We start from the raw sequence: 19,166 nt of genomic DNA on the forward strand, positions 1-19,166 counted from the left end.
GTGCCGGTGGTGAAGGGCTGGAGCACGGAGATGGTGAACGACGTGGCGAGCCTGGGCGTGCAGGTGCACGGCGGGATGGGCTTCATCGAGGAGACGGGCGCGGCGCAGTACTATCGCGATGCGCGGATCCTGGCGATCTACGAAGGGACGACGGCGATCCAGGCGAACGACCTGGTGGGCCGCAAGACGATGCGCGACGGGGGCGCGGTGGCGAAGGGGCTGCTCGCGGAGATCGACGCCACGGTGGCGGCGCTGGGCAAGCTGGACGGTGCGGCGGCCGCGTCGATGAAGGTACGGCTGGAGAAAGGTGCCCGCGCGCTGGCATCGGCGGTGGATTACGTGGTGGCGAACGTGAAGCAGGATCCGAACGCGGTGTTCGCGGGGAGCGTGCCGTACCTGAAGCTGGCGGGCGTGGTGCTGTGCGGGTGGCAGATGGCGCGCGCGCTGGTGGCGGCGCAGGCGAACCGCGCGAGCGACCCGGCGTTCTTCGATGCGAAGATCGCGATCGCGCAATGTTATGCGGAACACATTCTCGTGCAGGCGGGTGCGCTCGAGGCGTCGATCGTCGGCGCGAAGGGCAACGAGAGCGTGCTCGCGTTGACGGAAGACCAGTTCTGACCGCGAGCAACGCCGTCGACGCAACGAAAAAGGCGCCCGAGGGCGCCTTTCCTTTTGCCGCCGGCCGGCCCGTGTTGCGGGCCGTCGCGGCTCAGGCGTAGGCCGGGCGCGTCTGGCCGGCCACGTCCTTCAGGTAGCGATGCACCGACAGGTCGTCGGCCTGGATCGCGGGCATCTTGCCCGAGATCAGGTCGGCGAGCAGTTGGCCCGAGCCGCACGACATCGTCCAGCCGAGCGTGCCGTGGCCGGTGTTCAGGAACAGGTTCGACACCGGCGTGCGGCCGACGATCGGCGTGCCGTCCGGCGTCATCGGGCGCAGGCCCGTCCAGAACGTGGCCTTGGACGTGTCGCCGCCGCCCGGGAACAGGTCGTTGACGCACATCTCGAGCGTTTCGCGGCGCGCGGCGCGCAGCTTCTTGTCGAAGCCGACGATTTCCGCCATGCCGCCGACACGGATGCGCTGGTCGAAACGCGTGATCGCGATCTTGTAGGTTTCGTCGAGCACGGTCGACACCGGAGCGGCCGCTTCGTTGACGATCGGCGCGGTGATCGAATAGCCCTTCAGCGGATAGACCGGGATCTTCATCAGGTTCGAGATGAAGTTCGTCGAGTACGAGCCGAGCGCGACGACGTACGCGTCCGCGCGCACCGTCTCGCTGCCGCACTGCACGCCGGCGATCTTGCCGCCCGCGATCGCGAGCGCATCGATCGGCGTGTTGTAGCGGAACTTGACGCCGAGCGATTCGGCGAGCGCGGCCAGGCGCGTCGTGAACAGCTGGCAATCGCCCGTTTCGTCGCCCGGCAGGCGCAGGCCGCCCGTCAGCTTGTGCGAGACGGCGGCAAGCGCCGGTTCGGCGTTCTTCAGTTCGGCCGGCGACAGCAGTTCGAACGGCACGTTCGCTTCCCGCAGCACCGCGATGTCCTTCGCCGCGCCGTCGAGTTGCTGCTGCGTGCGGAACAGTTGCAGCGTGCCGCCCGTGCGGCCTTCGTACTCGATGCCCGTATCGGCGCGCAGCGCCTGCAGGCAGTCGCGGCTGTATTCGGCGAGGCGGACCATGCGGCCCTTGTTGACCGCATAGCGCTCGGCCGTGCAGTTGCGCAGCATCTGGTACATCCACTGGAGCTGGAAGCGCGTGCCGTCGAGGCGGATCGCGAGCGGCGCATGCTTTTCGAACATCCACTTGACGGCTTTCAGCGGCACGCCGGGCGCGGCCCACGGTGCGGCATAACCGGGCGAGATCTGGCCTGCGTTCGCGAAGCTCGTCTCGAGCGCCGGGCCGGCTTCCCGGTCGATCACGGTGACTTCATGGCCGGCGCGCGCAAGGTAATACGCGCTTGCCACGCCCACTACACCACTGCCCAGAATGACGACTCGCATAGCTGCTCCAGATGGAAGGGACCAGATCGAGGCCGGGCGCGTGTGCGGCTCCGTGTAACCTCTAGCTGATCTAGTTTTTTGCGCTATGGTATTGTCGAATGTGTAGGTTTTGTTATCGTATTTTTCAGGTTTTCAGCATAAACAAATGAGAACGCAACGTCAGCCCGTACGCTCGCTCGACAAGCTCGACCGGCGCATCCTGAAACTGCTCCAGGACGACGGCCGGATGGCGATGAAAGACCTCGCGGAACAGGTCGGACTGACCGTCACGCCGTGCATCGAGCGCGTGCGTCGCATGGAGCGCGACGGCGTGATCACCGGCTATCACGCGCGGGTCGACCCGGGTCAGCTGGGGGCCGCGCTGCTGGTGTTCGTCGAGATCACGCTTGGCCACAAGGGCGGCAACATGTTCGAGCAATTCCGCCGGGAAGTGATGAAGATCGACGAGGTGCTCGAATGCCATCTGGTTTCCGGCGATTTCGACTACCTGATTAAGGCGCGGATCGGCGAGATGGCCGACTACCGGAAGCTGCTCGGCGACATCCTGCTGCAACTGCCGGGCGCGGTGCAGTCGAAGAGCTATGTCGTGATGGAGGAAATCAAGGAAACGCTGACGATTGCCGTCGGCGAGTGACGCGTCGGCAGCCTGTTGTCGAGCCCCTTATCCCGTGCTTGGCATGCTGCGCCCAATACTGTATAAATGTACAGTATTGGGCGCAGGCGAAGGGGTGGGCATATGGACGATCGGTCCGACAACGAATTTCCGGTAGCGCCGCCCGTGCCCCGCAAGGGGCGCGGTGCGGTCGACAACCTGCAGGGGCGGTATGAAATCGCGCAGCGCGAAGCGGTCGACGACGGCTGGACGCACGAGTCGGACGATGCCGACTTCCCCGCGCCGCTGCGCACGCAGGTGTTCGAGGAGCGTGCGAAAAGCATCCTGACGCACAACCAGTCGCCTGATATTCCGTTCAGCGTATCGCTCAACCCGTATCGCGGCTGCGAGCACGGTTGCATCTACTGCTTCGCGCGGCCGACGCACAGCTATCTCGGCCTGTCGCCGGGGCTCGATTTCGAAAGCCGCATCTACGCGAAGGTCAACGCGGCCGAGCTGCTCGAGCGCGAGATTTCGCGCAAGCGCTACGTGCCGGAGCCGATCGCGCTCGGCGTCAACACCGACGCGTACCAGCCGGTCGAGCGCGACCTGCGCATCACGCGCAGCGTGATCCAGGTGATGCACGATCGCGGGTTGCCGTTCGCGGCGATCACGAAATCGTCGCTGATCGAGCGCGATCTCGACCTGCTCGCACCGATGGCCGAGCGCGGGCAGGTGATGGCGGCGGTCACGATCACGACACTCGATGCCGATCTCGCTCGTACGCTCGAGCCCCGCGCGGCCACGCCGGCGCGACGGCTGCGCACGATCCGCGCGCTGCGCGACGCGGGCGTGCCGGTCGGCGTGAGCATTGCGCCGGTGATTCCGTTCGTGACCGAGCCCGACATGGAGCGCGTGCTCGAAGCGTGCGCGGAAGCCGGCGCGACGCACGCAAGCTACATCATCCTGCGGCTGCCGTGGGAGGTCGCGCCGCTGTTCAAGAACTGGCTCGCCGCGCATTTCCCCGACCGCGCGGAACGCGTGATGAACCGCGTGCGCGACATGCGCGGCGGCAAGGACTACGACGCGGATTTCTCGAAGCGGATGAAGGGCGAGGGGATCTGGGCGGACCTGTTGCGGCAGCGCTTTCGCCAGGCCGTCAAGCGGCTCGGGTTGAACGAGCGCACGAACGGCATTCTCGATCTGTCGCAGTTCCGCGGTGCGCCGGCCGCGGTCGCGCCGGTGCCGCGTGTTGCCGGACGTTCGGCCGGTGCGAAGCCACGCGACGACATGCAGTTGAATCTGTTCTGATACGCGAGCAAGGCCGCCGCGTGCCGGCACCGGGCGAGGGCCCTCGGCGCCGCGTCCGTCGTGCTTACTGCGAAATCTGCTTCGCGGCTTCGACCTGCGATTCGAAATACGTCTGGAACGACAGCGCGAGTGCGGTCATCAGCAGGAACGCGCCGATCAGCAGCGAGAAGATCACGACGAAGATCACGGTCCAGCCCGACTTGCTGTGCTTGCCGGTGTCCGCGTTGAATTGCGCATCCCATTTTTCGTCAGGGCGCAGCCCGTAGACGAGTGCGGCGAGGAATGCCGCCAGCAGCGAGATCGCGCCGGGTATCGCGAGCCACCAGCCGAGGCCGGCAGTGCGTTGGGTCGCCGCAAGCAAAAGGAAGCCCGGGATGCCGACGATCGTCGCAAGCAGGTGCGCCCAGCCGTACACGTCGCGCAAGCCATACAGATAGAAGCGGTGCGCGCCGAGCGAACCGAACAGGAACGCGAGGGCGGCAGTGAGCGTCTTGGAGCGGAAGCGGCGGGACGGTGCGGTGCTGCTGGACATGGATGGCGGCGGATGGTCGTTGGCATGGGCGGCCGGCGGGCCGGCGCGGGCGCGCGGCCCGGCACGCATTCTACGATGCCCGGTCGGGCCCGGTCACCCCTTGCCTGCGTCAAGGTGCCGCATAGGTCACGCGGTAGATGGCGCCGGCGTAATCGTCGCTGACGAGCAGCGAGCCGTCCGGCAGCGGCAGCACGTCGGCCGGGCGTCCCCATACCGTGCCGTCGGGGCGCAGCCAGCCCGTGACGAACGGCATCTGCTGCGCGTGGCTGCCGTCCGCCGACACGATCACGCGCATCACGCGGTAGCCGACCTTCGTGCTGCGGTTCCACGACCCGTGTTCGGCGATGAACACGTTATTGCGATACGACGCCGGAAACATCGGCCCGGTATAGAAGCGCATGCCGAGCGCGGCGACATGCGCGCCGAGTTTCAGGACGGGCGGCGCGTAGCGGCGGCACACGCCGGCGCTGCCGAATTCGGGGTCGGGCGTATCGCCGCCATGGCAATAAGGAAAGCCGAAGTCGAGTCCGGCGCGCGGGGCGCGATTCAGCTTGTCATCGGGTACGTCGTCGCCCATCAGGTCGCGCCCGTTGTCGGTAAACCACAGCTCGCCCGAATCGGGATGCCATGCGAAGCCGACCGTATTGCGTACGCCGCGCGCGACCACCTCGCGTTCGCTGCCGTCCGCCTTCATGCGCGCGATGATCGCGTAGCGGCTGCGATCGGCAAGGCAGGCATTGCACGGTGCGCCGGTCGGCACGTACAGCTTGCCGTCGGGGCCGAACGCGATGAATTTCCAGCCGTGATGATGTTCCGTCGGTAGCGCATCGGTCACGACGACGGGGGCGGGCGGTCGGGCGAGCCGATCGTCGACATGATCGACGCGCAGGATCCGCGATACGGCGGATATATAGAGGGCGCCATCGCGGTAGGCGACGCCGACGGGCATGTCGAGCCCGGAGGCGATCACGTAGTGCGCGGTGATCCGGCCCTCGTGCATCGCGAACGCGTGCACGCGGCCTTCGCGTGTGCCGACATACAGGATGCCGCGGGGCGACCAGACCATTTCGCGCGCGGCCGGTACCGTGTCGGTCAGGATTTCCACGTGGAAGCCGGGAGGGACGACGAGTTCACTCACCGGCAACGGCGCGGCAAACGCCGGTGCGGACGCGAGGCTGGCAAGGCCGGCGAGCAGCGCCGTGAAACGGTTCTGCGCGCGGCGCGTCGAGGCAGCGGGAAGGGGCGGCATGACGGCGGGAAACGTCCTGGACACGACGATTGTATGCCCGCCCGACAGGCCGCCCGCGGAATTTTGCGCGTAAGTGTTTGTTGTACCTCTGGTTTCCGGCTATAATCGCGTGTTTCAGTAGTTTCGAACCCGGTTTTCCGAAGGACATCATATGGTTATCATCCGTCTGGCTCGTGGCGGCTCGAAGAAGCGCCCGTTCTACAACATCGTCGCTACCGATTCGCGCAACCGTCGTGACGGCCGCTTCATCGAGCGCGTCGGCTTCTACAACCCGGTCGCCACGAAGGGCGAATCGCTGCGTATCGCTCAGGATCGCCTGACGTACTGGCAAGGCGTTGGCGCGCAACTGTCGCCGACCGTCCAGCGTCTCGTGAAGGAAGCGCAAAAGGCGCAACCGGCTGCCTAACATGGCACGGTGTGCCGGTCGTGCCGGCTGTGAGGTGCATTGATGGCGGGTCACGATTCCGGTAATGCAAGGCGCGGGCGTGCGTCATTCGGCGCGTTCGTCCGCAAGCCAGTCGAGCGCGACGCTGTCGCGAGCGCCGGTGAGGCTGCCGAGCAAGGTGGTCTCGAAGCGACGCAAGCCTGGCCCGACGACGCAGTCGAGGTCGGGGCGGTAGTCGACGCCTACGGCCTGAAGGGCTGGGTCAAGGTGGCGACGCATGCCGACGCCGGTCGCGGCGGGGATGCATTGCTCAACGCGCGTCGCTGGTGGCTGGAGCGCGGTGCGGAGCGGCTTTCGGTCCGCATCATGCAGTCGAAGACGCACAGCGACACCGTCGTTGCGCAACCCGCGGGCGTCAGCGACCGCGATGCCGCACTCGCGATGCGCGGCTTTCGCGTGTTCGTGCGCCGGGAAGATTTCCCGGCACTGGCCGCGGACGAATTCTATTGGGTCGACCTGATCGGTCTCGATGTCGTCAACGAGCAATCGGTGGCGCTCGGGAAGGTGAGCGGGATGATCGACAACGGCGTGCATTCGATCATGCGTGTCGAGTATCCGGCGACCGGCAAAGACGGTCAGCCGACCACCGACGAACGGTTGATCCCGTTTGTCGGCGTATACGTCAAAACGGTGGATCAGGCGGCGCGTCGGATCGTCGTCGACTGGGAAGCCGATTACTGAAATGAACCAGGTAACCGAGAGCGCGGTGCAGTTCGACGTCGTCACGCTCTTTCCCGAGATGTTCCGTGCACTGACCGACTGGGGCATCACCAGCCGGGCCGTCAAGCAGGGGCGCTTCGGGCTGCGCACCTGGAACCCGCGTGATTTCACGACGGACAACTACCGCACGGTCGATGATCGTCCGTACGGCGGCGGTCCGGGCATGGTGATGCTGGCGAAGCCGCTCGAAGCCGCCATTGACGCCGCGAAAGCGGCGCAGGCGGAGCAGGGCATCGCGAGCACGCGTGTCGTGATGATGTCGCCGCAGGGCGCGCCGCTCACGCATGAGCGTGCCGTGCGGATGGCGCAGGAGCCCGGTGTCGTCGTGCTGTGCGGCCGCTACGAAGCGATCGACCAGCGTCTGCTAGACCGGTGCGTCGACGAGGAAATCAGCCTCGGCGATTTCGTCCTGTCGGGCGGCGAACTGCCGGCGATGGCGATGATGGATGCCGTCGTGCGGCTGCTGCCCGGCGTGCTGAACGATTCGTTGTCGGCCGTGCAGGACAGTTTCGCCGACGGCCTGCTCGATTGCCCGCACTACACGCGCCCCGAGGAATACCATGGCGTGCGCGTGCCGGACGTGCTGCTCGGCGGGCATCATGCCGAGATCGAGCGGTGGCGGCGGCAGGAAGCATTGCGGAATACGTGGCGGAAGCGGCCGGACCTGATCGTCCGGGCGCGCCGCGAGAAGTTGCTGAGCCGGGCCGACGAGGCGTGGCTTGCGAACCTCGCACGCGAAGCGAAGGACGCCTCCTGAGGCGGCTGCGCGAGCGGGAATTGGCGGTGCCGTGCATGCGTGTGCGGTGCCTGATGTGAATCCATCCTCTATCGGGGCCAGGCCTGGAAGCAGGCGGGTACCAACGCCGACACGATGGCATAAGGAGTCAGTAATGAATCTGATCGCAAAACTTGAGCAGGAAGAGATCGAGCGCGCGCTCGCCGGCAAGACGATCCCCGAATTCGCCCCGGGCGACACGGTGATCGTGAACGTGAACGTGGTTGAAGGTAACCGCAAGCGCGTTCAGGCTTACGAAGGCGTCGTGATCGCGATTCGCAACCGTGGTCTGAACTCGAACTTCATCGTCCGCAAGATCTCGTCGGGCGAAGGCGTCGAGCGTACGTTCCAGACGTACTCGCCGCTGCTGGCAAGCATCGTCGTGAAGCGTCGCGGCGATGTGCGTCGTGCGAAGCTGTACTACCTGCGCGAGCGTTCGGGCAAGTCGGCTCGTATCAAGGAAAAGCTGGTGTCGAAGGATCGCGCCGCAGCAGCTTCCCAAGAGTAAGAGCTGTAAGGAAAAAGCACCCACCCGGGTGCTTTTTTCATTCTGGCGCGACAATATGCTCGATACGACACGAACCCGAGAGCCCCATTGAATCGCCGCCCCATCATCGATCCCGAAGTCCTGCCGGTCGAAGGCACCGGTGCCGGCCTGCCTGTCATCGATCCCCCGCTGATGACGCCGTCCGGCTTGCGCGAACGTTTCGCGCGTACGCTCGACTGGAGCGTCGAGCCCGGCGAGGCGAGGCTGCAGGAGGGCGTCGATCCGCGCAGCGCGGCCGTCCTCATGCCGCTCGTCGTCCGCGAGTCGGGCCTGACCGTGCTGTTGACCCAGCGTGCCGACCACCTGAACGACCACGCCGGGCAGATCAGCTTCCCCGGCGGCCGTCGCGAGACGTTCGATCGCGATGCAACGGCCACCGCGTTGCGCGAGGCGAAGGAAGAGATCGGGCTGGCCGCCGAACGGGTCGAGATCCTCGGTGCGCTACCCGACTACCTGACCGGCACGGGCTTCTGCGTGACGCCGGTGGTCGGCCTCGTGCATCCGCCGTTCACGGTGCAGGCCGATACGTTCGAAGTCGCCGAGATTTTCGAAGTGCCGCTCGCGTTCGTGATGAATCCCGCGAACCATCAGGTCCGCGTGTTCCGCTGGGAAGGCGGCGAGCGTCGTTTTTTTGCGATGCCCTATCCGAATGGCGAACCGGGCGGGCATTACTTCATCTGGGGCGCAACTGCCGGCATGTTTCGCAATCTCTACCGCTTCTTGGCCGCCGGCTAGGCGCATGCACCGGCCGGCGCGCGCGGCCGGCCGCCGGGCGACCGCGCCGGCAGCCATGCGGGGCTGGCGCTGTGCTATCGTTATGCAAAAAATGACATAACTCCGAAGACGGCGCCACGCATGACTTTCTTTTCGGTTCTCCTCGCCCTCATCATCGAACAGGTCCGCGCGTTATCACCGAGCAATCCGGTGTTTGCGCTGTTCCAGTTTCATGCGGAAACCGTTGCGCATGGCCTCGACGCCGGCAAGCAGAAGCACGGCATCCTCGCCTGGCTCGCGGTCGTGCTGCCGTGGGTGCTGATCGTCGCGCTGATCTATTTCCTGCTGTACAAGGTGAGCTTCGTGCTCGCGTTCCTGTGGAACGTCGTCGTCGTGTATTTCACGCTCGGCTTCCGCCAGTTCAGCCACTACTTCACCGACATCCACCTCGCGCTCAACAACGACGACGTGCCGCGTGCGCGCGAAATCCTCCGTGAGTGGACGGGCATCGACACGGTCGACATGCCGGTCGGCGAAATCGTCCGCCATACGCTGATTCATGCAGTTGTCGCGTCGCATCGCCACGTGTTCGGCGTGTTCTTCTGGTATGTGCTGCCGATCGGCCCGGCCGGCGCCGTGCTGTACCGGATTTCCGAATACCTCGCGCGCAGCTGGTCGACGCCGGGCGACGACCGCACGGCCGCGTTCTCGACGTTCGCGCAGCGCGCGTTTTTCGTGATCGACTGGATTCCCGCGCGATTGACCGCGCTCGGCTTCGCGATCGTCGGCAATTTCGAGGATGCGATCTACGCGTGGCGCAATCACACGCGCCAGTGGCCCGACCCGAACGACGGCGTGCTGCTCGCCGCCGGCAGCGGGGCGCTCGGCGCGCGTCTCGCGGGGCCGCTCGCGGAGCCGTCGAGCCTCGATGCGCTGGCGGTCGGCGACAGCGGTCCGTTGACGGTCGGAGACGATTGCACGCCGCGGACGCTGCAATCGGCGGTCGGCCTCGTCTGGCGTGCGGTGATCCTGTGGATGATCCTGCTGCTGATGCTGACGCTCGCCGTCTGGGTGTCGTGACGACGCACGGCGGGATCCGATGAAAGAACAAGGCCGGCTCGATGCCGGCCTTGTCGCTGTGGGTCAGTCGTCGCGCGGATCGCGCACGGCGCCGCATTGCCAGCACGTGGTGAACTGGGCCTCGAGCGCTTCGCCGCACTGCCGGCAAAACCAGGGCGCGGCGCCGGCCGACGGGCCGTGCGAGGCGGCATCGAGGAGCCGGCGCGCGAGGGCGCCGTCGCGTTCGTCGTCGAGCCACAGCTCGGGCGTGCACGCATCGGCCGGCAGGCCGCCGAGCGCGCCAGTCGCGTAGCAGTTATGCAGCTCGCAACCGACGCCGGCCACCTGAAGCACGTTGGCCCAATGTTGCGCGGTCGCGAGATCGGGTGCCTTGAAACGCATCGCGGCTCCTGTCGATGAAGGCCGGCCCGGGCGTGCCGGCCGGCCCCGCGCGCTCTCGCGCTCAGCGGACGATCTGGCTCGCCTCGTGCACGAGCTGGGCGTACAGCGCATGCCGCGACGGCGCGATACGGCCGTCGGCGACGGCTTCGAGAATCGCGCAGCCGGGCTCGTGCAGATGATGACAATTATAGAAACGGCAATCCGCGAGCAGCGGCCGGAACTCCGGAAACGCGCGCTCGAGGCGGCCTTCCGTCAGGTGGTAGAGGCCGAATTCCTGGAAACCCGGCGAATCGATCAGTGCACCGCCGCCTTCCAGCGGGTAGAGGCGCGTGAACGTCGTCGTGTGGCGGCCGCTGTTGAGCGCGGCCGAGATCTCGCGCGTCGCGGCTTCGGCATCGGGGACGAGCAGGTTCACGAGCGTCGACTTGCCCATCCCGGACTGGCCGAGCAGGATCGTCGAGTGCCCGGCGAGATGCGGCATCAACTGCGCGCGCGCGTCGTCGGGCGAACCCTTCACCGACAGCTCGAGCACGTCGTAGCCGAGCGCGCGGTACGGCGCGAGGCGCTCGCGTGCGACCGGCAGCGCGGCCTCGACGTCGATCTTGTTCAGCACGACCAGCGGCTTCAGCTCGTTCGCCTCGGCCGCGATCAACGCGCGGCCGAGCAAGTCCTCGCTGAAATAGGGCTCGGTCGCGAGCACGATCAGCAACTGGTCGAGGTTGGCCGCGAACAGCTTCGACTTGAACTGGTCGGAGCGGTACAGCAGATTGCGCCGTTCGCCGATCTCGACGATCACGCCCTGGTCGGCCGATGCGAGTTCGTACACGACGCGGTCGCCGACCGCGATGTCGCTCTTCTTGCCGCGCGGGAAGCACTGCAGCATCGGGCCGCCGTCGTCGGGTGCGACGATGTAGTGGCGCCCGTGCGCGGCGATCACGCGGCCTTCGACCCGTTGCGCGTTCGACGCGCGCGGGGCCGGCTTGCGGGACGTCGGGCGGCTCATGCGTGTTGCAGCAGGCGGTCGATCCGCTGCGACGCAGGCGGATGCGAGTAGTAGAAGGCCGTGTAGACGGGGTCGGGCGTCAGCGTCGACGCGTTGTCCTCGTAGAGCTTCACGAGCGCGCTGACGAGATCCTGCGCGTCGGTCTGGCTGGCCGCGAACGCGTCGGCCTCGAATTCGTGCTTGCGCGACGTAAGGCTGCTGAACGGCGTCGCGAAGAACAGGAATACCGGAATCGCGAGGAAGAACAGCACGAGGGCGGCGCCCGCGTTGCTGGTGTCGAGCGACGGCGTGACGCCGAGCCCGGTGTAGAACCACGTGCGTTGCGCGAGCCAGCCGAGCAGCGCGAGCAGCACGAGGCTCAGCACGAACGACACGAGCATCCGCTTCATCACGTGGCGGCGCTTGAAATGGCCGAGCTCGTGCGCGAGCACGGCCTCGATTTCCTGGCCGGACAGGCGCGCGAGCAGCGTATCGAAGAACACGATCCGCTTCGATGCGCCGAAGCCCGTGAAGTACGCATTGCCGTGCGCGGAGCGGCGGCTGCCGTCCATCACGAACAGCCCCTTCGCCGCAAAACCGCAGCGCTTCATCAGCGACTCGATGCGCGTGCGCAGTGCGTCGTCCTTCAGCGGCTCGAACTTGTTGAAGATCGGCGCGATGAAGGTCGGGTAGATCAGCAGCACGAGCATCTGGAACGCGACCCAGACGATCCAGGTCCACAGCCACCACAGGCTGCCGGCCTGGTTCATCAGCCACAGCACGACGAACAGCAGCGGCAGGCCGAGCGCGGCGCCGAGCAGCGCGTTTTTCAGCATGTCGGTGAAGAACAGCCGTTTCGTCATGCGGTTGAAGCCGAACCGTTGCTCGACCCCGAACTGCCGGTAGTACTCGAACGGGACGTCGATCACGCTCGTGATCACGAGCACCGCGGCGACGAGCGCGACCTGCTGCCCGTAGCCGCGGCCGAGCCAGCCGGTCAGCAGCGTATCGAGCGCGCCGACGCCGCCGAGCAGCGTGAGGCCGACCAGCACGGCCGCGCTGACGACGATCTCGAGCATCGTCAGCCGGGTGCGCTCGACCGTATAGTCGGCCGCGCGCTGGTGGGCGGTCAGCGGGATGGTCGCGCTGAACTGCGCGGGCACGCCGTTGCGGTGCGCCGCGACGAAGCGGATCTGCCGCGACGCGAGCCACAGCTTGGTGACGACCATCGCGAGTACGGCGATCGCGAACAGCAGGGTGAATGAAAAGGGTGACATCGAAGGCGCCAAAGGGTTCTATGCGAGAATTATATGTTCTTGCGGACCGGCCCCGCTGATGCGATGCCGGCCGCCCGGGCGGCGCCGCGCGCCGTCCGCCATTTTCCAGGATGACTCATGACCGATACCGCCGCTTCCGCCAGCCAGCCCGCGCTCGTGCGCAACGAGTTGAACCTCGTCTGGCTCGACATGGAGATGACGGGCCTCGACCCGGATAACGACCGCATCATCGAGATCGCGGTCGTCGTGACCAATTCCACGCTCGACATCGCGGTCGAAGGCCCCGTGTTCGCGATCCACCAGAGCGACGAGACGCTCGCGAAGATGGACGACTGGAACAAGTCGACGCACGGGCGCTCGGGCCTGATCGACCGCGTGCGCGCGTCGACCGTGACCGAGGCGGAAGCCGCCGCGCAGTTGCAGGCGTTCCTTGCGCAGTACGTGTCGCCCGGCAAGTCGCCGATGTGCGGCAACTCGATCTGCCAGGACCGCCGTTTCATGGCGCGCTGGATGCCGGAATTCGAGCGGTTCTTCCACTACCGCAATCTCGACGTCAGCACGCTCAAGGAGCTGTGCCGCCGCTGGCAGCCCGCGATCTACAAGGGTTTCCAGAAGCGTGCGATGCATACGGCGCTCGCGGACATCCACGAGTCGATCGACGAGCTGAAGTACTACCGCGAGCATTTCCTGATTCCGGCCGCATCGGCGCCGGCAGGCGAATCCGCGCCGGCCGCCTGAGCGGGCCGGCACGCGGTCAGCGCGGCGCCCGCTGCGCGCTTTTCGGCCGGAACGCCGCGACCACCGCGGCGTCGGTTTCGATGTACGGGCCGCCGATCAGGTCGATGCAGTAGGGCACCGCGGCGAAGATGCCGGGCACGGTCGACTTGCCGTCGGCATCGCGCAGCCCTTCGAGCGTTTCCCGGATCGACTTCGGCTGGCCCGGCAGGTTGATGATCAGCGCCGCATGGTCGGCCGTCTCGCGGATCACCGCGACCTGCCGCGACAGGATCGCGGTCGGCACGAAATTCAGGCTGATCTGCCGCATCTGTTCGCCGAATCCCGGCATTTCCTTCGTCGCCACGGCCAGCGTGGCCTCGGGCGTCACGTCACGGCGCGCGGGGCCCGTGCCGCCGGTCGTCAGCACGAGGTCGCACCCCGCGACGTCGACGAGCTCGGCGAGCGTGGCGGAAATCGTCGGCGCATCGTCCTGGATCAGGCGCGTTTCGGCACGCCACGGCGACGTGAGCGCGGCGCCGAGCCATTCCTGCAGCGCCGGAATGCCTTTGTCCTCGTAGACGCCCGTGCTCGCGCGGTCGCTGATCGACACGAGGCCGACGACGAGTTCGTCCGGGTGGTTACGCTTCGTCGTCATGGTCGTCTTCGGTGTCGTCCGGCGCATCGTCACCCGCGTCGGGCGAGCCGCTCGCGGTCTTGATCCACTGGAACAGCTCGCGGAAATAGCGCGGCGGCTTGCCTTGCTGCGCTTCCTTGCGCGCGTTGCGGATCAGCGTGCGGCCTTCCTGGATATCGGCTTCCGGGTGCTGGCGCAGGAATTCGGTCAGCGCGTCGTCGCTGGCGAGCAACTGGTCGCGCGTGCGTTCGATCCAGTGCAGGCGGGCCGTCGCGGCCTTGTTCACGCCGCGTTGCGCGTCGAGTGCGGTGCGCAGTGCGGCCGTTTCGTCGTCGGTCAGCGAGCGCATCACGCGGCCGACGTACTGGAGCTGGCGGCGCTTGCCTTCGTGATCGGTGATCCGGCGTGCCTCGCGAACGGCGTCCGCGAGGTTTTCGGGCATCGGCATGCGCTTCAGTGCGTCTTTCGGCAGGTCGACGAGCGCCTGGCCGAGCACCTGCAACTCGTGCATCTCGCGCTTCAACTGGGATTTGCTGGGGCGATCGTAGCCGTTGTCGTCGTCTTCGACGGCATGCTCGATCGGCTGGATTCGGGTTTTGCGTGTCATGGGCGGCATTGTATCGCGGCGCGGACACCCCAAGCTTGTCTGTGTCCGGCCCCGGACCTTGCTATGATCGCGGGATACGCAACATTTTGACCATGCGGGCGCCCGCCCGCCACCGGATACCAAGACGATGGCAGCCAATCTCGACGTACAAGCGCGCTATTTCCCGCACACGCAGGACCAGCTCAAGGAAATCGCGTCGGACATCCTTCGCCATGCGAAGGCGCTCGGCGCGTCGGACGCCGCGACCGAAATCTCCGAAGGCGACGGCCTGTCGGTATCGGTGCGCCGCGGCGAAGTCGAAACGATCGAGCACAACCGCGACAAGATGGTCGGCGTGACGGTGTTCATCGGCAAGAAGCGCGGCAACGCGAGCACGTCCGATTTCTCGCCGGCCGCGATCAAGGATACCGTCGCCGCCGCGTACAACATCGCGCGCTTCACGGCCGAGGACGAGGCAGCCGGCCTCGCCGAGGCCGAACTGCTCGAAACCGACCCGCGCGATCTCGATCTCTACCACCCGTGGGCGCTGACGGCCGACGACGCCGTCGAGCTGGCCCGCCGCGCGGAAGACGCCGCCTTCGCGGTCAGCCCGCAGATCCGCAATTCGGAAGGCGCGAGCGTGTCGGCGCAGCATTCGCAGTTCGTGCTCGCGACGTCGCGCGGCTTCCTGTCCGGCTACCCGTACTCGCGCCACTACATCGCCTGCGCGCCGATCGCGGGCAGCGGCCGTCACATGCAGCGCGACGACTGGTATTCGTCGAAGCGCAGCGCGATCGATCTCGCGGCGCCCGAGGCGGTCGGCCGCTACGCGGCCGAGCGTGCGCTCGCGCGGATGGGCGCGCGCCGCCTGGACACCCGCAAGGTGCCCGTGCTGTTCGAGGCGCCGCTCGCGGCCGGCCTGCTCGGCGCATTCGTGCAGGCCGTGAGCGGCGGCGCGCTGTATCGCAAGACGTCGTTCCTCGTCGACAGCCTCGGCAAGCCGGTGTTCGCGCCGCACATTCAGGTCGTCGAGGATCCGCACGTGCCGCGCGCGATGGGCAGCGCGCCGTTCGACGAGGAAGGCGTGCGCACGCGCGCGCGCAGCGTCGTGAAGGACGGTGTCGTCGAGGGTTACTTCCTGTCGACCTATTCGGCACGCAAGCTCGGCACGCAGACCACCGGTAACGCGGGCGGGTCGCACAACCTCGCGCTGCGCAGCTCGAACACGCAGGCGGGCGACGACTTCGAAGCCATGTTGAAGAAGCTCGGCACGGGCCTGCTGCTGACCGAGCTGATGGGGCAGGGCGTGAACTACGTGACGGGCGACTATTCGCGCGGCGCGGCGGGTTTCTGGGTGGAAAACGGCGTGATCCAGTATCCGGTCGAGGAAATCACCGTCGCGAGCACGCTGCAGGAAATGTTCCGGCACATCGTTGCGATCGGTGCCGATTCGATCGTGCGCGGTACGAAGGAAACGGGCTCGGTGCTGATCGAGCAGATGACGATCGCGGGGCAGTAAGCGAGGCGCGGCGTCAGCCGCCCGCCCTCCAGCGAAAAAGCCCGACCGGCGGCAAGCCGGTCGGGCTTTTTTCATCGCGTGCGGCCGCGTACCGCGTCAGCCGCGCTTGCGTTCGTAGACCACGAACGCATAACCGAACGTGTTCGGCGCGGCAGCCTGGTGCGCATCGCGCGACACTTCCTGCCAATGTGCGGGATCGGGCGCGGGGAACGAGGCGTCGCCGTCGAAGTCGGCGTCGATCTCGGTGACGACCAGCTTGTCGGCGAGCGTGAGCCCTTCCGCGTAGAGTTGCGCGCCGCCGATCAGGAATGCCTCGGGTACGCCGTCGCGCGCGGCGAGCGCCAGTGCATCGGCGAGCGACGTGACCGTGTCGCAACCGTCGAAACGGCGCGCCGCATCGCGCGTGACGACGATGTTGCGGCGGCCCGGCAGCGGCCGGCCGATCGATTCGTGGGTCTTGCGGCCCATCACGATCGGCGCGCCCATCGTCGTGCGCTTGAAGAACGCGAGATCCTCGGGAAGTTTCCAGGGCAACTGGTTGTCGCGGCCGATGATGCCGTTGCGGGCACGCGCGACGATCAGGGTCAACGTCGTCATGAAGGTCGGGGAAGAGGAAAACCGGAATGGCGCCGATTCTACCGGAACGGCGGCATGCGCCGCCTTTCGCGTGCTGCGCGCCGCGACGCTCGATGCATGGCGTCGCGGCGACGGACCGAATAAAAAGAGTGCCCGCCGGGGGACGGAGCACAAAACCTTTGTCGTGTCGCGGGAACGGCGATACCGGCGCGGATCGGTGTCGGCCGGCTCGAATCGTCAAATCAATACGGAATCCTCATTGAGTGGGGCGACGCAGGCTCACTGACGCTTGTTGCCTTGAACGTTGCCTTCCATCGCGTGCTGCACGTCACCGGGTTGCGATACCGGAAGCGGCATCGGCAGTGGGGGCGGTGGCGGGATCTCGTCCCACAGCGTGACGGTTGCCTTGCCGGTCGGCAGCGGTTGCGGTGCGGACACGGTCACGATGCCGAAGCCGCCGCCGTGCCGCAGGCTCGGCGCATTTTCGGCCGGCAGCATGGCGCGATCCGGTTTTGCGATGTCATCCGCGCGGGCCGGCGCAGGCGGGCCGGCGGCCGAGAGCGCGAGCGCCATCGGCACGAAAGAAAGTAAAAGATGTTTGCGCATGGCCGCTGTCTCCGATCGTTTACGGGTTCAGCGAAATGCATGCCACCGTGCCGGGACCGTTGTCGCTACGGCGATTCGCGCTCAAGCGTTGCGAATTGTGGCCGAAAACGCCTGAAAATGTTTCAGGCCTGAAACGAGGGGGCTCGGGAATACTGCGGATTCAATCGATTCGCTTCAAGGATGAAAATCGGCCCGTGTGTTGATGAACGAACACCTTGCTGCGCATGCGCTATGTGCAGATGATTGACCTGCATCGACCTCCTGTGCGATTGGGCCGTATCGCCGTCGGCGCCGAAATCCGTTTGTCGTATTTGGTGCCTATAACTAAGCTGTCTTGACCAAAAATAACTGGACGCGAGATAAGCGCCATCATGCGAGGCTTTGTCGTTGCCGAGCATCGGCATGGCGAATCGAGCCGCCTCTGGCTGACCCGATTCGATCCTTTTCGCACGAACTCTGACGTGCGCGGCAATCGTTAGACGGTTGATGAACGGGGTGAGGATATGGGAGCCGATCAGCGGCACGTGATCTACTATTCGCGCGAACCGAACGACGCGTTGCGCGGCCATTTCGACGAGTGCGGCTGGCGCGTCGATCTCGCGGAGACCGTACGCGACGTCCGGCGTGTCGTGCAGCATGGCGTGGCAACCGCCGGCCTGCTCGACTTTTCGCCGGGCTTCAAGCCCTCGGACCTGCGCGAACTCGAATCCTGCCTGAGCATCCAGCACATCGGCTGGATCGCCGCGACGCGTCGCGGCCAGTTGCAGGATGCCACGCTGCGCCACCTCATTCGCGACTACTGCTTCGACTATGTGACGATGCCGTACGAGACGTCGCGAATCGTCGAGACCGTCGGTCATGCGCACGGCATGGTCGCGCTGACCGATCCCGTTGCGCCGCCGGTCGGCGCCGGGCGCAGCGAAGGCGAGATGGTCGGCACCTGCGATGCGATGCTCGGGCTCTTCAGGACGATTCGCCGCGTCGCGGCGACCGATGCGCCGGTGTTCATCTCCGGCGAATCGGGTACCGGCAAGGAACTGACGGCGGTCGCGATTCACGAGCGTTCGTCGCGCGCGCAGGCACCGTTCATCGCGATCAATTGCGGCGCGATTCCGTCGACGCTGCTGCAGGCCGAACTGTTCGGCTATGAGCGCGGCGCATTCACCGGGGCGAACCAGCGCAAGATCGGCCGCGTCGAGGCCGCCAACGGCGGCACGCTGTTTCTCGACGAGATCGGCGATCTGCCGCTGGAAAGCCAGGCAAGCCTGTTGCGCTTCCTGCAGGAAGGCAAGATCGAGCGGCTCGGCGCGCACGTGTCGGTGCCCGTCGATGTGCGCGTGATCTGCGCGACGCACGTGGACATGGACGCCGCGTTGCGCGAAGGGCGGTTCCGCGAGGACCTGTTCCATCGCCTGTGCGTGCTGAAGATCGAGGAGCCGCCGCTGCGCGCGCGCGGCAAGGACATCGAGGTGCTCGCGCGCCACATGCTCGAGCGTTTCAAGGGCGACGCGCATCGCCGCCTGCGCGGTTTCTCTCCGGACGCGGTCGCGTCGCTGTACGGCTATTCGTGGCCGGGCAACGTGCGCGAGCTGATCAATCGCGTGCGCCGCGCGATCGTGATGTCGGAGGGCCGGATGATCACCGCGGCCGATCTCGAGTTGAACGACTTCGCGACGCTCGCGCCCGTGTCGCTGCTGGAGGCGCGGGAAGCGGCCGAACGGCAGGCGATCGAGCAGGCGCTGCTGCGCCACCGCGGCCGTTTCGCGGATGCCGCGCGTGAACTCGGCGTGTCGCGCGTCACGCTCTACCGGCTGATGTGCGCGCACGGCATGCGCGATCGCGGCGACACGCTGGCAGGGTTTTCGGCGCCGTTGCCGGAGCTTCCTCACCACGCTTGCTAAAATTGGCGGGTACGGCCGCCCTCGCG

General features: G+C 66.6%; 24 protein-coding genes. 13 read left to right on the forward strand and 11 right to left on the reverse strand.

Annotation, left to right across the window (positions count from 1 at the left end; all coding sequences use genetic code 11):
• The coding region (locus AC0KUR_RS21805; RefSeq protein WP_473376414.1) for an acyl-CoA dehydrogenase C-terminal domain-containing protein at nucleotides 1-618 on the forward strand (618 nt) is incomplete at its 5' end.
• 91 nt (nucleotides 619-709) lie between these two features.
• Here the strand turns inward: AC0KUR_RS21805 and AC0KUR_RS21810 are convergent.
• Entirely contained in the window at nucleotides 710-1,996 is a 1,287-nt protein-coding gene (locus AC0KUR_RS21810) for a D-amino acid dehydrogenase (protein ID WP_049034348.1), read from the reverse strand.
• Nucleotides 1,997-2,141: 145 nt separating this feature from the next.
• Here AC0KUR_RS21810 and AC0KUR_RS21815 point away from each other — a divergent pair, with 145 nt between their 5' ends.
• A complete protein-coding gene (locus AC0KUR_RS21815) occupies nucleotides 2,142-2,630 on the forward strand; it encodes an Lrp/AsnC ligand binding domain-containing protein (protein ID WP_012492860.1) in 489 nt (162 codons plus the stop codon).
• 102 nt (nucleotides 2,631-2,732) lie between these two features.
• Nucleotides 2,733-3,899 (forward strand): PA0069 family radical SAM protein, encoded by a 1,167-nt coding sequence (locus AC0KUR_RS21820; protein ID WP_034186455.1) that lies wholly within the window; start codon nucleotides 2,733-2,735, stop codon nucleotides 3,897-3,899.
• 64 nt (nucleotides 3,900-3,963) lie between these two features.
• On the opposite strand, the gene AC0KUR_RS21825 is transcribed toward AC0KUR_RS21820, so the two are convergent.
• On the reverse strand, nucleotides 3,964-4,431 hold the full coding sequence (locus AC0KUR_RS21825) for an NINE protein (RefSeq protein WP_034186748.1): 468 nt from the start codon (nucleotides 4,429-4,431) through the stop codon (nucleotides 3,964-3,966).
• A gap of 109 nt (nucleotides 4,432-4,540) precedes the next feature.
• Nucleotides 4,541-5,680 carry a PQQ-dependent sugar dehydrogenase gene (locus AC0KUR_RS21830; protein ID WP_473376415.1) on the reverse strand — a complete coding sequence of 380 codons (1,140 nt, stop codon included), beginning with the start codon at nucleotides 5,678-5,680 and terminating at the stop codon, nucleotides 4,541-4,543.
• Between the two features lie 151 nt (nucleotides 5,681-5,831).
• Between AC0KUR_RS21830 and rpsP the strand changes: the two genes are divergently transcribed.
• The 6 genes from rpsP to AC0KUR_RS21860 all read left to right on the forward strand — a co-directional run bounded on the left by rpsP (nucleotide 5,832) and on the right by AC0KUR_RS21860 (nucleotide 9,961).
• Nucleotides 5,832-6,086, forward strand: a complete 255-nt coding sequence (gene rpsP, locus AC0KUR_RS21835; protein ID WP_006476550.1) for a 30S ribosomal protein S16 — start codon at nucleotides 5,832-5,834, stop codon at nucleotides 6,084-6,086.
• Nucleotides 6,087-6,128: 42 nt separating this feature from the next.
• Nucleotides 6,129-6,806: a ribosome maturation factor RimM gene (rimM, locus tag AC0KUR_RS21840; protein WP_034186457.1), complete on the forward strand. Its 678-nt coding sequence runs from the start codon at nucleotides 6,129-6,131 to the stop codon at nucleotides 6,804-6,806.
• Nucleotide 6,807: 1 nt separating this feature from the next.
• Nucleotides 6,808-7,602 carry a tRNA (guanosine(37)-N1)-methyltransferase TrmD gene (trmD, locus tag AC0KUR_RS21845; RefSeq protein ID WP_034186458.1) on the forward strand — a complete coding sequence of 265 codons (795 nt, stop codon included), beginning with the start codon at nucleotides 6,808-6,810 and terminating at the stop codon, nucleotides 7,600-7,602.
• Between the two features lie 133 nt (nucleotides 7,603-7,735).
• On the forward strand, nucleotides 7,736-8,128 hold the full coding sequence (gene rplS, locus AC0KUR_RS21850; protein ID WP_006753174.1) for a 50S ribosomal protein L19: 393 nt from the start codon (nucleotides 7,736-7,738) through the stop codon (nucleotides 8,126-8,128).
• Nucleotides 8,129-8,215: 87 nt separating this feature from the next.
• A complete protein-coding gene (locus AC0KUR_RS21855) occupies nucleotides 8,216-8,902 on the forward strand; it encodes a CoA pyrophosphatase (RefSeq protein WP_034186459.1) in 687 nt (228 codons plus the stop codon).
• Between the two features lie 120 nt (nucleotides 8,903-9,022).
• Nucleotides 9,023-9,961: a CobD/CbiB family protein gene (locus tag AC0KUR_RS21860; RefSeq protein ID WP_034186460.1), complete on the forward strand. Its 939-nt coding sequence runs from the start codon at nucleotides 9,023-9,025 to the stop codon at nucleotides 9,959-9,961.
• 63 nt (nucleotides 9,962-10,024) lie between these two features.
• Here AC0KUR_RS21860 and AC0KUR_RS21865 read toward each other — a convergent pair whose 3' ends face one another.
• The 3 genes from AC0KUR_RS21865 to AC0KUR_RS21875 all read right to left on the reverse strand — a co-directional run bounded on the left by AC0KUR_RS21865 (nucleotide 10,025) and on the right by AC0KUR_RS21875 (nucleotide 12,601).
• The gene (locus AC0KUR_RS21865) at nucleotides 10,025-10,342 is read right to left on the reverse strand and encodes a putative signal transducing protein (protein WP_473376416.1); all 318 of its coding nucleotides are present in this window, start codon (nucleotides 10,340-10,342) and stop codon (nucleotides 10,025-10,027) included.
• Nucleotides 10,343-10,403: 61 nt separating this feature from the next.
• Entirely contained in the window at nucleotides 10,404-11,345 is a 942-nt protein-coding gene (gene rsgA, locus AC0KUR_RS21870; RefSeq protein WP_034186462.1) for a ribosome small subunit-dependent GTPase A, read from the reverse strand.
• Nucleotides 11,342-12,601 (reverse strand): M48 family metallopeptidase, encoded by a 1,260-nt coding sequence (locus AC0KUR_RS21875; protein WP_034186463.1) that lies wholly within the window; start codon nucleotides 12,599-12,601, stop codon nucleotides 11,342-11,344. The genes rsgA and AC0KUR_RS21875 overlap by 4 nt, the downstream gene beginning before the upstream one ends.
• 117 nt (nucleotides 12,602-12,718) lie before the next feature.
• Between AC0KUR_RS21875 and orn the strand changes: the two genes are divergently transcribed.
• A complete protein-coding gene (gene orn / locus AC0KUR_RS21880; RefSeq protein ID WP_049030222.1) occupies nucleotides 12,719-13,339 on the forward strand; it encodes an oligoribonuclease in 621 nt (206 codons plus the stop codon).
• Nucleotides 13,340-13,355: 16 nt separating this feature from the next.
• Here orn and mog read toward each other — a convergent pair whose 3' ends face one another.
• Both mog and yjgA read right to left on the reverse strand, forming a co-directional pair.
• Nucleotides 13,356-13,973, reverse strand: a complete 618-nt coding sequence (gene mog / locus AC0KUR_RS21885; RefSeq protein WP_059560740.1) for a molybdopterin adenylyltransferase — start codon at nucleotides 13,971-13,973, stop codon at nucleotides 13,356-13,358.
• The gene (gene yjgA, locus AC0KUR_RS21890; RefSeq protein WP_272481919.1) at nucleotides 13,957-14,559 is read right to left on the reverse strand and encodes a ribosome biogenesis factor YjgA; all 603 of its coding nucleotides are present in this window, start codon (nucleotides 14,557-14,559) and stop codon (nucleotides 13,957-13,959) included. The genes mog and yjgA overlap by 17 nt, the downstream gene beginning before the upstream one ends.
• A gap of 127 nt (nucleotides 14,560-14,686) precedes the next feature.
• Here yjgA and pmbA point away from each other — a divergent pair, with 127 nt between their 5' ends.
• The gene (pmbA, locus tag AC0KUR_RS21895; RefSeq protein WP_049028856.1) at nucleotides 14,687-16,057 is read left to right on the forward strand and encodes a metalloprotease PmbA; all 1,371 of its coding nucleotides are present in this window, start codon (nucleotides 14,687-14,689) and stop codon (nucleotides 16,055-16,057) included.
• Nucleotides 16,058-16,153: 96 nt separating this feature from the next.
• Here the strand turns inward: pmbA and AC0KUR_RS21900 are convergent, their stop codons facing one another.
• Nucleotides 16,154-16,654 (reverse strand): dihydrofolate reductase, encoded by a 501-nt coding sequence (locus tag AC0KUR_RS21900; RefSeq protein ID WP_034186467.1) that lies wholly within the window; start codon nucleotides 16,652-16,654, stop codon nucleotides 16,154-16,156.
• On the opposite strand from AC0KUR_RS21900, the gene AC0KUR_RS21905 reads away from it, so the two are divergent.
• Nucleotides 16,653-16,919, forward strand: coding sequence for a hypothetical protein (locus AC0KUR_RS21905; RefSeq protein WP_124609141.1), 267 nt, complete (start codon nucleotides 16,653-16,655; stop codon nucleotides 16,917-16,919). The two genes, AC0KUR_RS21900 and AC0KUR_RS21905, sit on opposite strands and share 2 nt — an antisense overlap.
• Here the strand turns inward: AC0KUR_RS21905 and AC0KUR_RS21910 are convergent.
• Together AC0KUR_RS21910 and AC0KUR_RS21915 are read right to left on the reverse strand one after the other, a co-directional pair.
• A complete protein-coding gene (locus AC0KUR_RS21910; RefSeq protein ID WP_376698785.1) occupies nucleotides 16,913-17,206 on the reverse strand; it encodes a hypothetical protein in 294 nt (97 codons plus the stop codon). The two genes, AC0KUR_RS21905 and AC0KUR_RS21910, sit on opposite strands and share 7 nt — an antisense overlap.
• 155 nt (nucleotides 17,207-17,361) lie before the next feature.
• Entirely contained in the window at nucleotides 17,362-17,763 is a 402-nt protein-coding gene (locus AC0KUR_RS21915) for a hypothetical protein (RefSeq protein ID WP_080287732.1), read from the reverse strand.
• Here AC0KUR_RS21915 and AC0KUR_RS21920 point away from each other — a divergent pair.
• Nucleotides 17,743-19,140, forward strand: coding sequence for a sigma-54 dependent transcriptional regulator (locus AC0KUR_RS21920; protein WP_034186469.1), 1,398 nt, complete (start codon nucleotides 17,743-17,745; stop codon nucleotides 19,138-19,140). The two genes, AC0KUR_RS21915 and AC0KUR_RS21920, sit on opposite strands and share 21 nt — an antisense overlap.
• Nucleotides 19,141-19,166 lie beyond the last annotated feature (26 nt).

Source organism: Burkholderia sp. YHN3-13, from assembly GCF_055810675.1.

Coding starts and splice junctions, on each gene's coding strand:
- AC0KUR_RS21810 (WP_049034348.1), bottom strand. CDS start 1,996: ATGCGAGTCGTCATTCTGGGCAGTGGTGTAGTGGGCGTGGCAAGCGCG.
- AC0KUR_RS21815 (WP_012492860.1), top strand. CDS start 2,142: ATGAGAACGCAACGTCAGCCCGTACGCTCGCTCGACAAGCTCGACCGG.
- AC0KUR_RS21820 (WP_034186455.1), top strand. CDS start 2,733: ATGGACGATCGGTCCGACAACGAATTTCCGGTAGCGCCGCCCGTGCCC.
- AC0KUR_RS21825 (WP_034186748.1), bottom strand. CDS start 4,431: ATGTCCAGCAGCACCGCACCGTCCCGCCGCTTCCGCTCCAAGACGCTC.
- AC0KUR_RS21830 (WP_473376415.1), bottom strand. CDS start 5,680: ATGCCGCCCCTTCCCGCTGCCTCGACGCGCCGCGCGCAGAACCGTTTC.
- rpsP (WP_006476550.1), top strand. CDS start 5,832: ATGGTTATCATCCGTCTGGCTCGTGGCGGCTCGAAGAAGCGCCCGTTC.
- rimM (WP_034186457.1), top strand. CDS start 6,129: ATGGCGGGTCACGATTCCGGTAATGCAAGGCGCGGGCGTGCGTCATTC.
- trmD (WP_034186458.1), top strand. CDS start 6,808: ATGAACCAGGTAACCGAGAGCGCGGTGCAGTTCGACGTCGTCACGCTC.
- rplS (WP_006753174.1), top strand. CDS start 7,736: ATGAATCTGATCGCAAAACTTGAGCAGGAAGAGATCGAGCGCGCGCTC.
- AC0KUR_RS21860 (WP_034186460.1), top strand. CDS start 9,023: ATGACTTTCTTTTCGGTTCTCCTCGCCCTCATCATCGAACAGGTCCGC.
- AC0KUR_RS21865 (WP_473376416.1), bottom strand. CDS start 10,342: ATGCGTTTCAAGGCACCCGATCTCGCGACCGCGCAACATTGGGCCAAC.
- rsgA (WP_034186462.1), bottom strand. CDS start 11,345: ATGAGCCGCCCGACGTCCCGCAAGCCGGCCCCGCGCGCGTCGAACGCG.
- AC0KUR_RS21875 (WP_034186463.1), bottom strand. CDS start 12,601: ATGTCACCCTTTTCATTCACCCTGCTGTTCGCGATCGCCGTACTCGCG.
- orn (WP_049030222.1), top strand. CDS start 12,719: ATGACCGATACCGCCGCTTCCGCCAGCCAGCCCGCGCTCGTGCGCAAC.
- mog (WP_059560740.1), bottom strand. CDS start 13,973: ATGACGACGAAGCGTAACCACCCGGACGAACTCGTCGTCGGCCTCGTG.
- yjgA (WP_272481919.1), bottom strand. CDS start 14,559: ATGACACGCAAAACCCGAATCCAGCCGATCGAGCATGCCGTCGAAGAC.
- pmbA (WP_049028856.1), top strand. CDS start 14,687: ATGGCAGCCAATCTCGACGTACAAGCGCGCTATTTCCCGCACACGCAG.
- AC0KUR_RS21905 (WP_124609141.1), top strand. CDS start 16,653: ATGAAGGTCGGGGAAGAGGAAAACCGGAATGGCGCCGATTCTACCGGA.
- AC0KUR_RS21900 (WP_034186467.1), bottom strand. CDS start 16,654: ATGACGACGTTGACCCTGATCGTCGCGCGTGCCCGCAACGGCATCATC.
- AC0KUR_RS21910 (WP_376698785.1), bottom strand. CDS start 17,206: ATGGCGCTCGCGCTCTCGGCCGCCGGCCCGCCTGCGCCGGCCCGCGCG.
- AC0KUR_RS21920 (WP_034186469.1), top strand. CDS start 17,743: ATGGGAGCCGATCAGCGGCACGTGATCTACTATTCGCGCGAACCGAAC.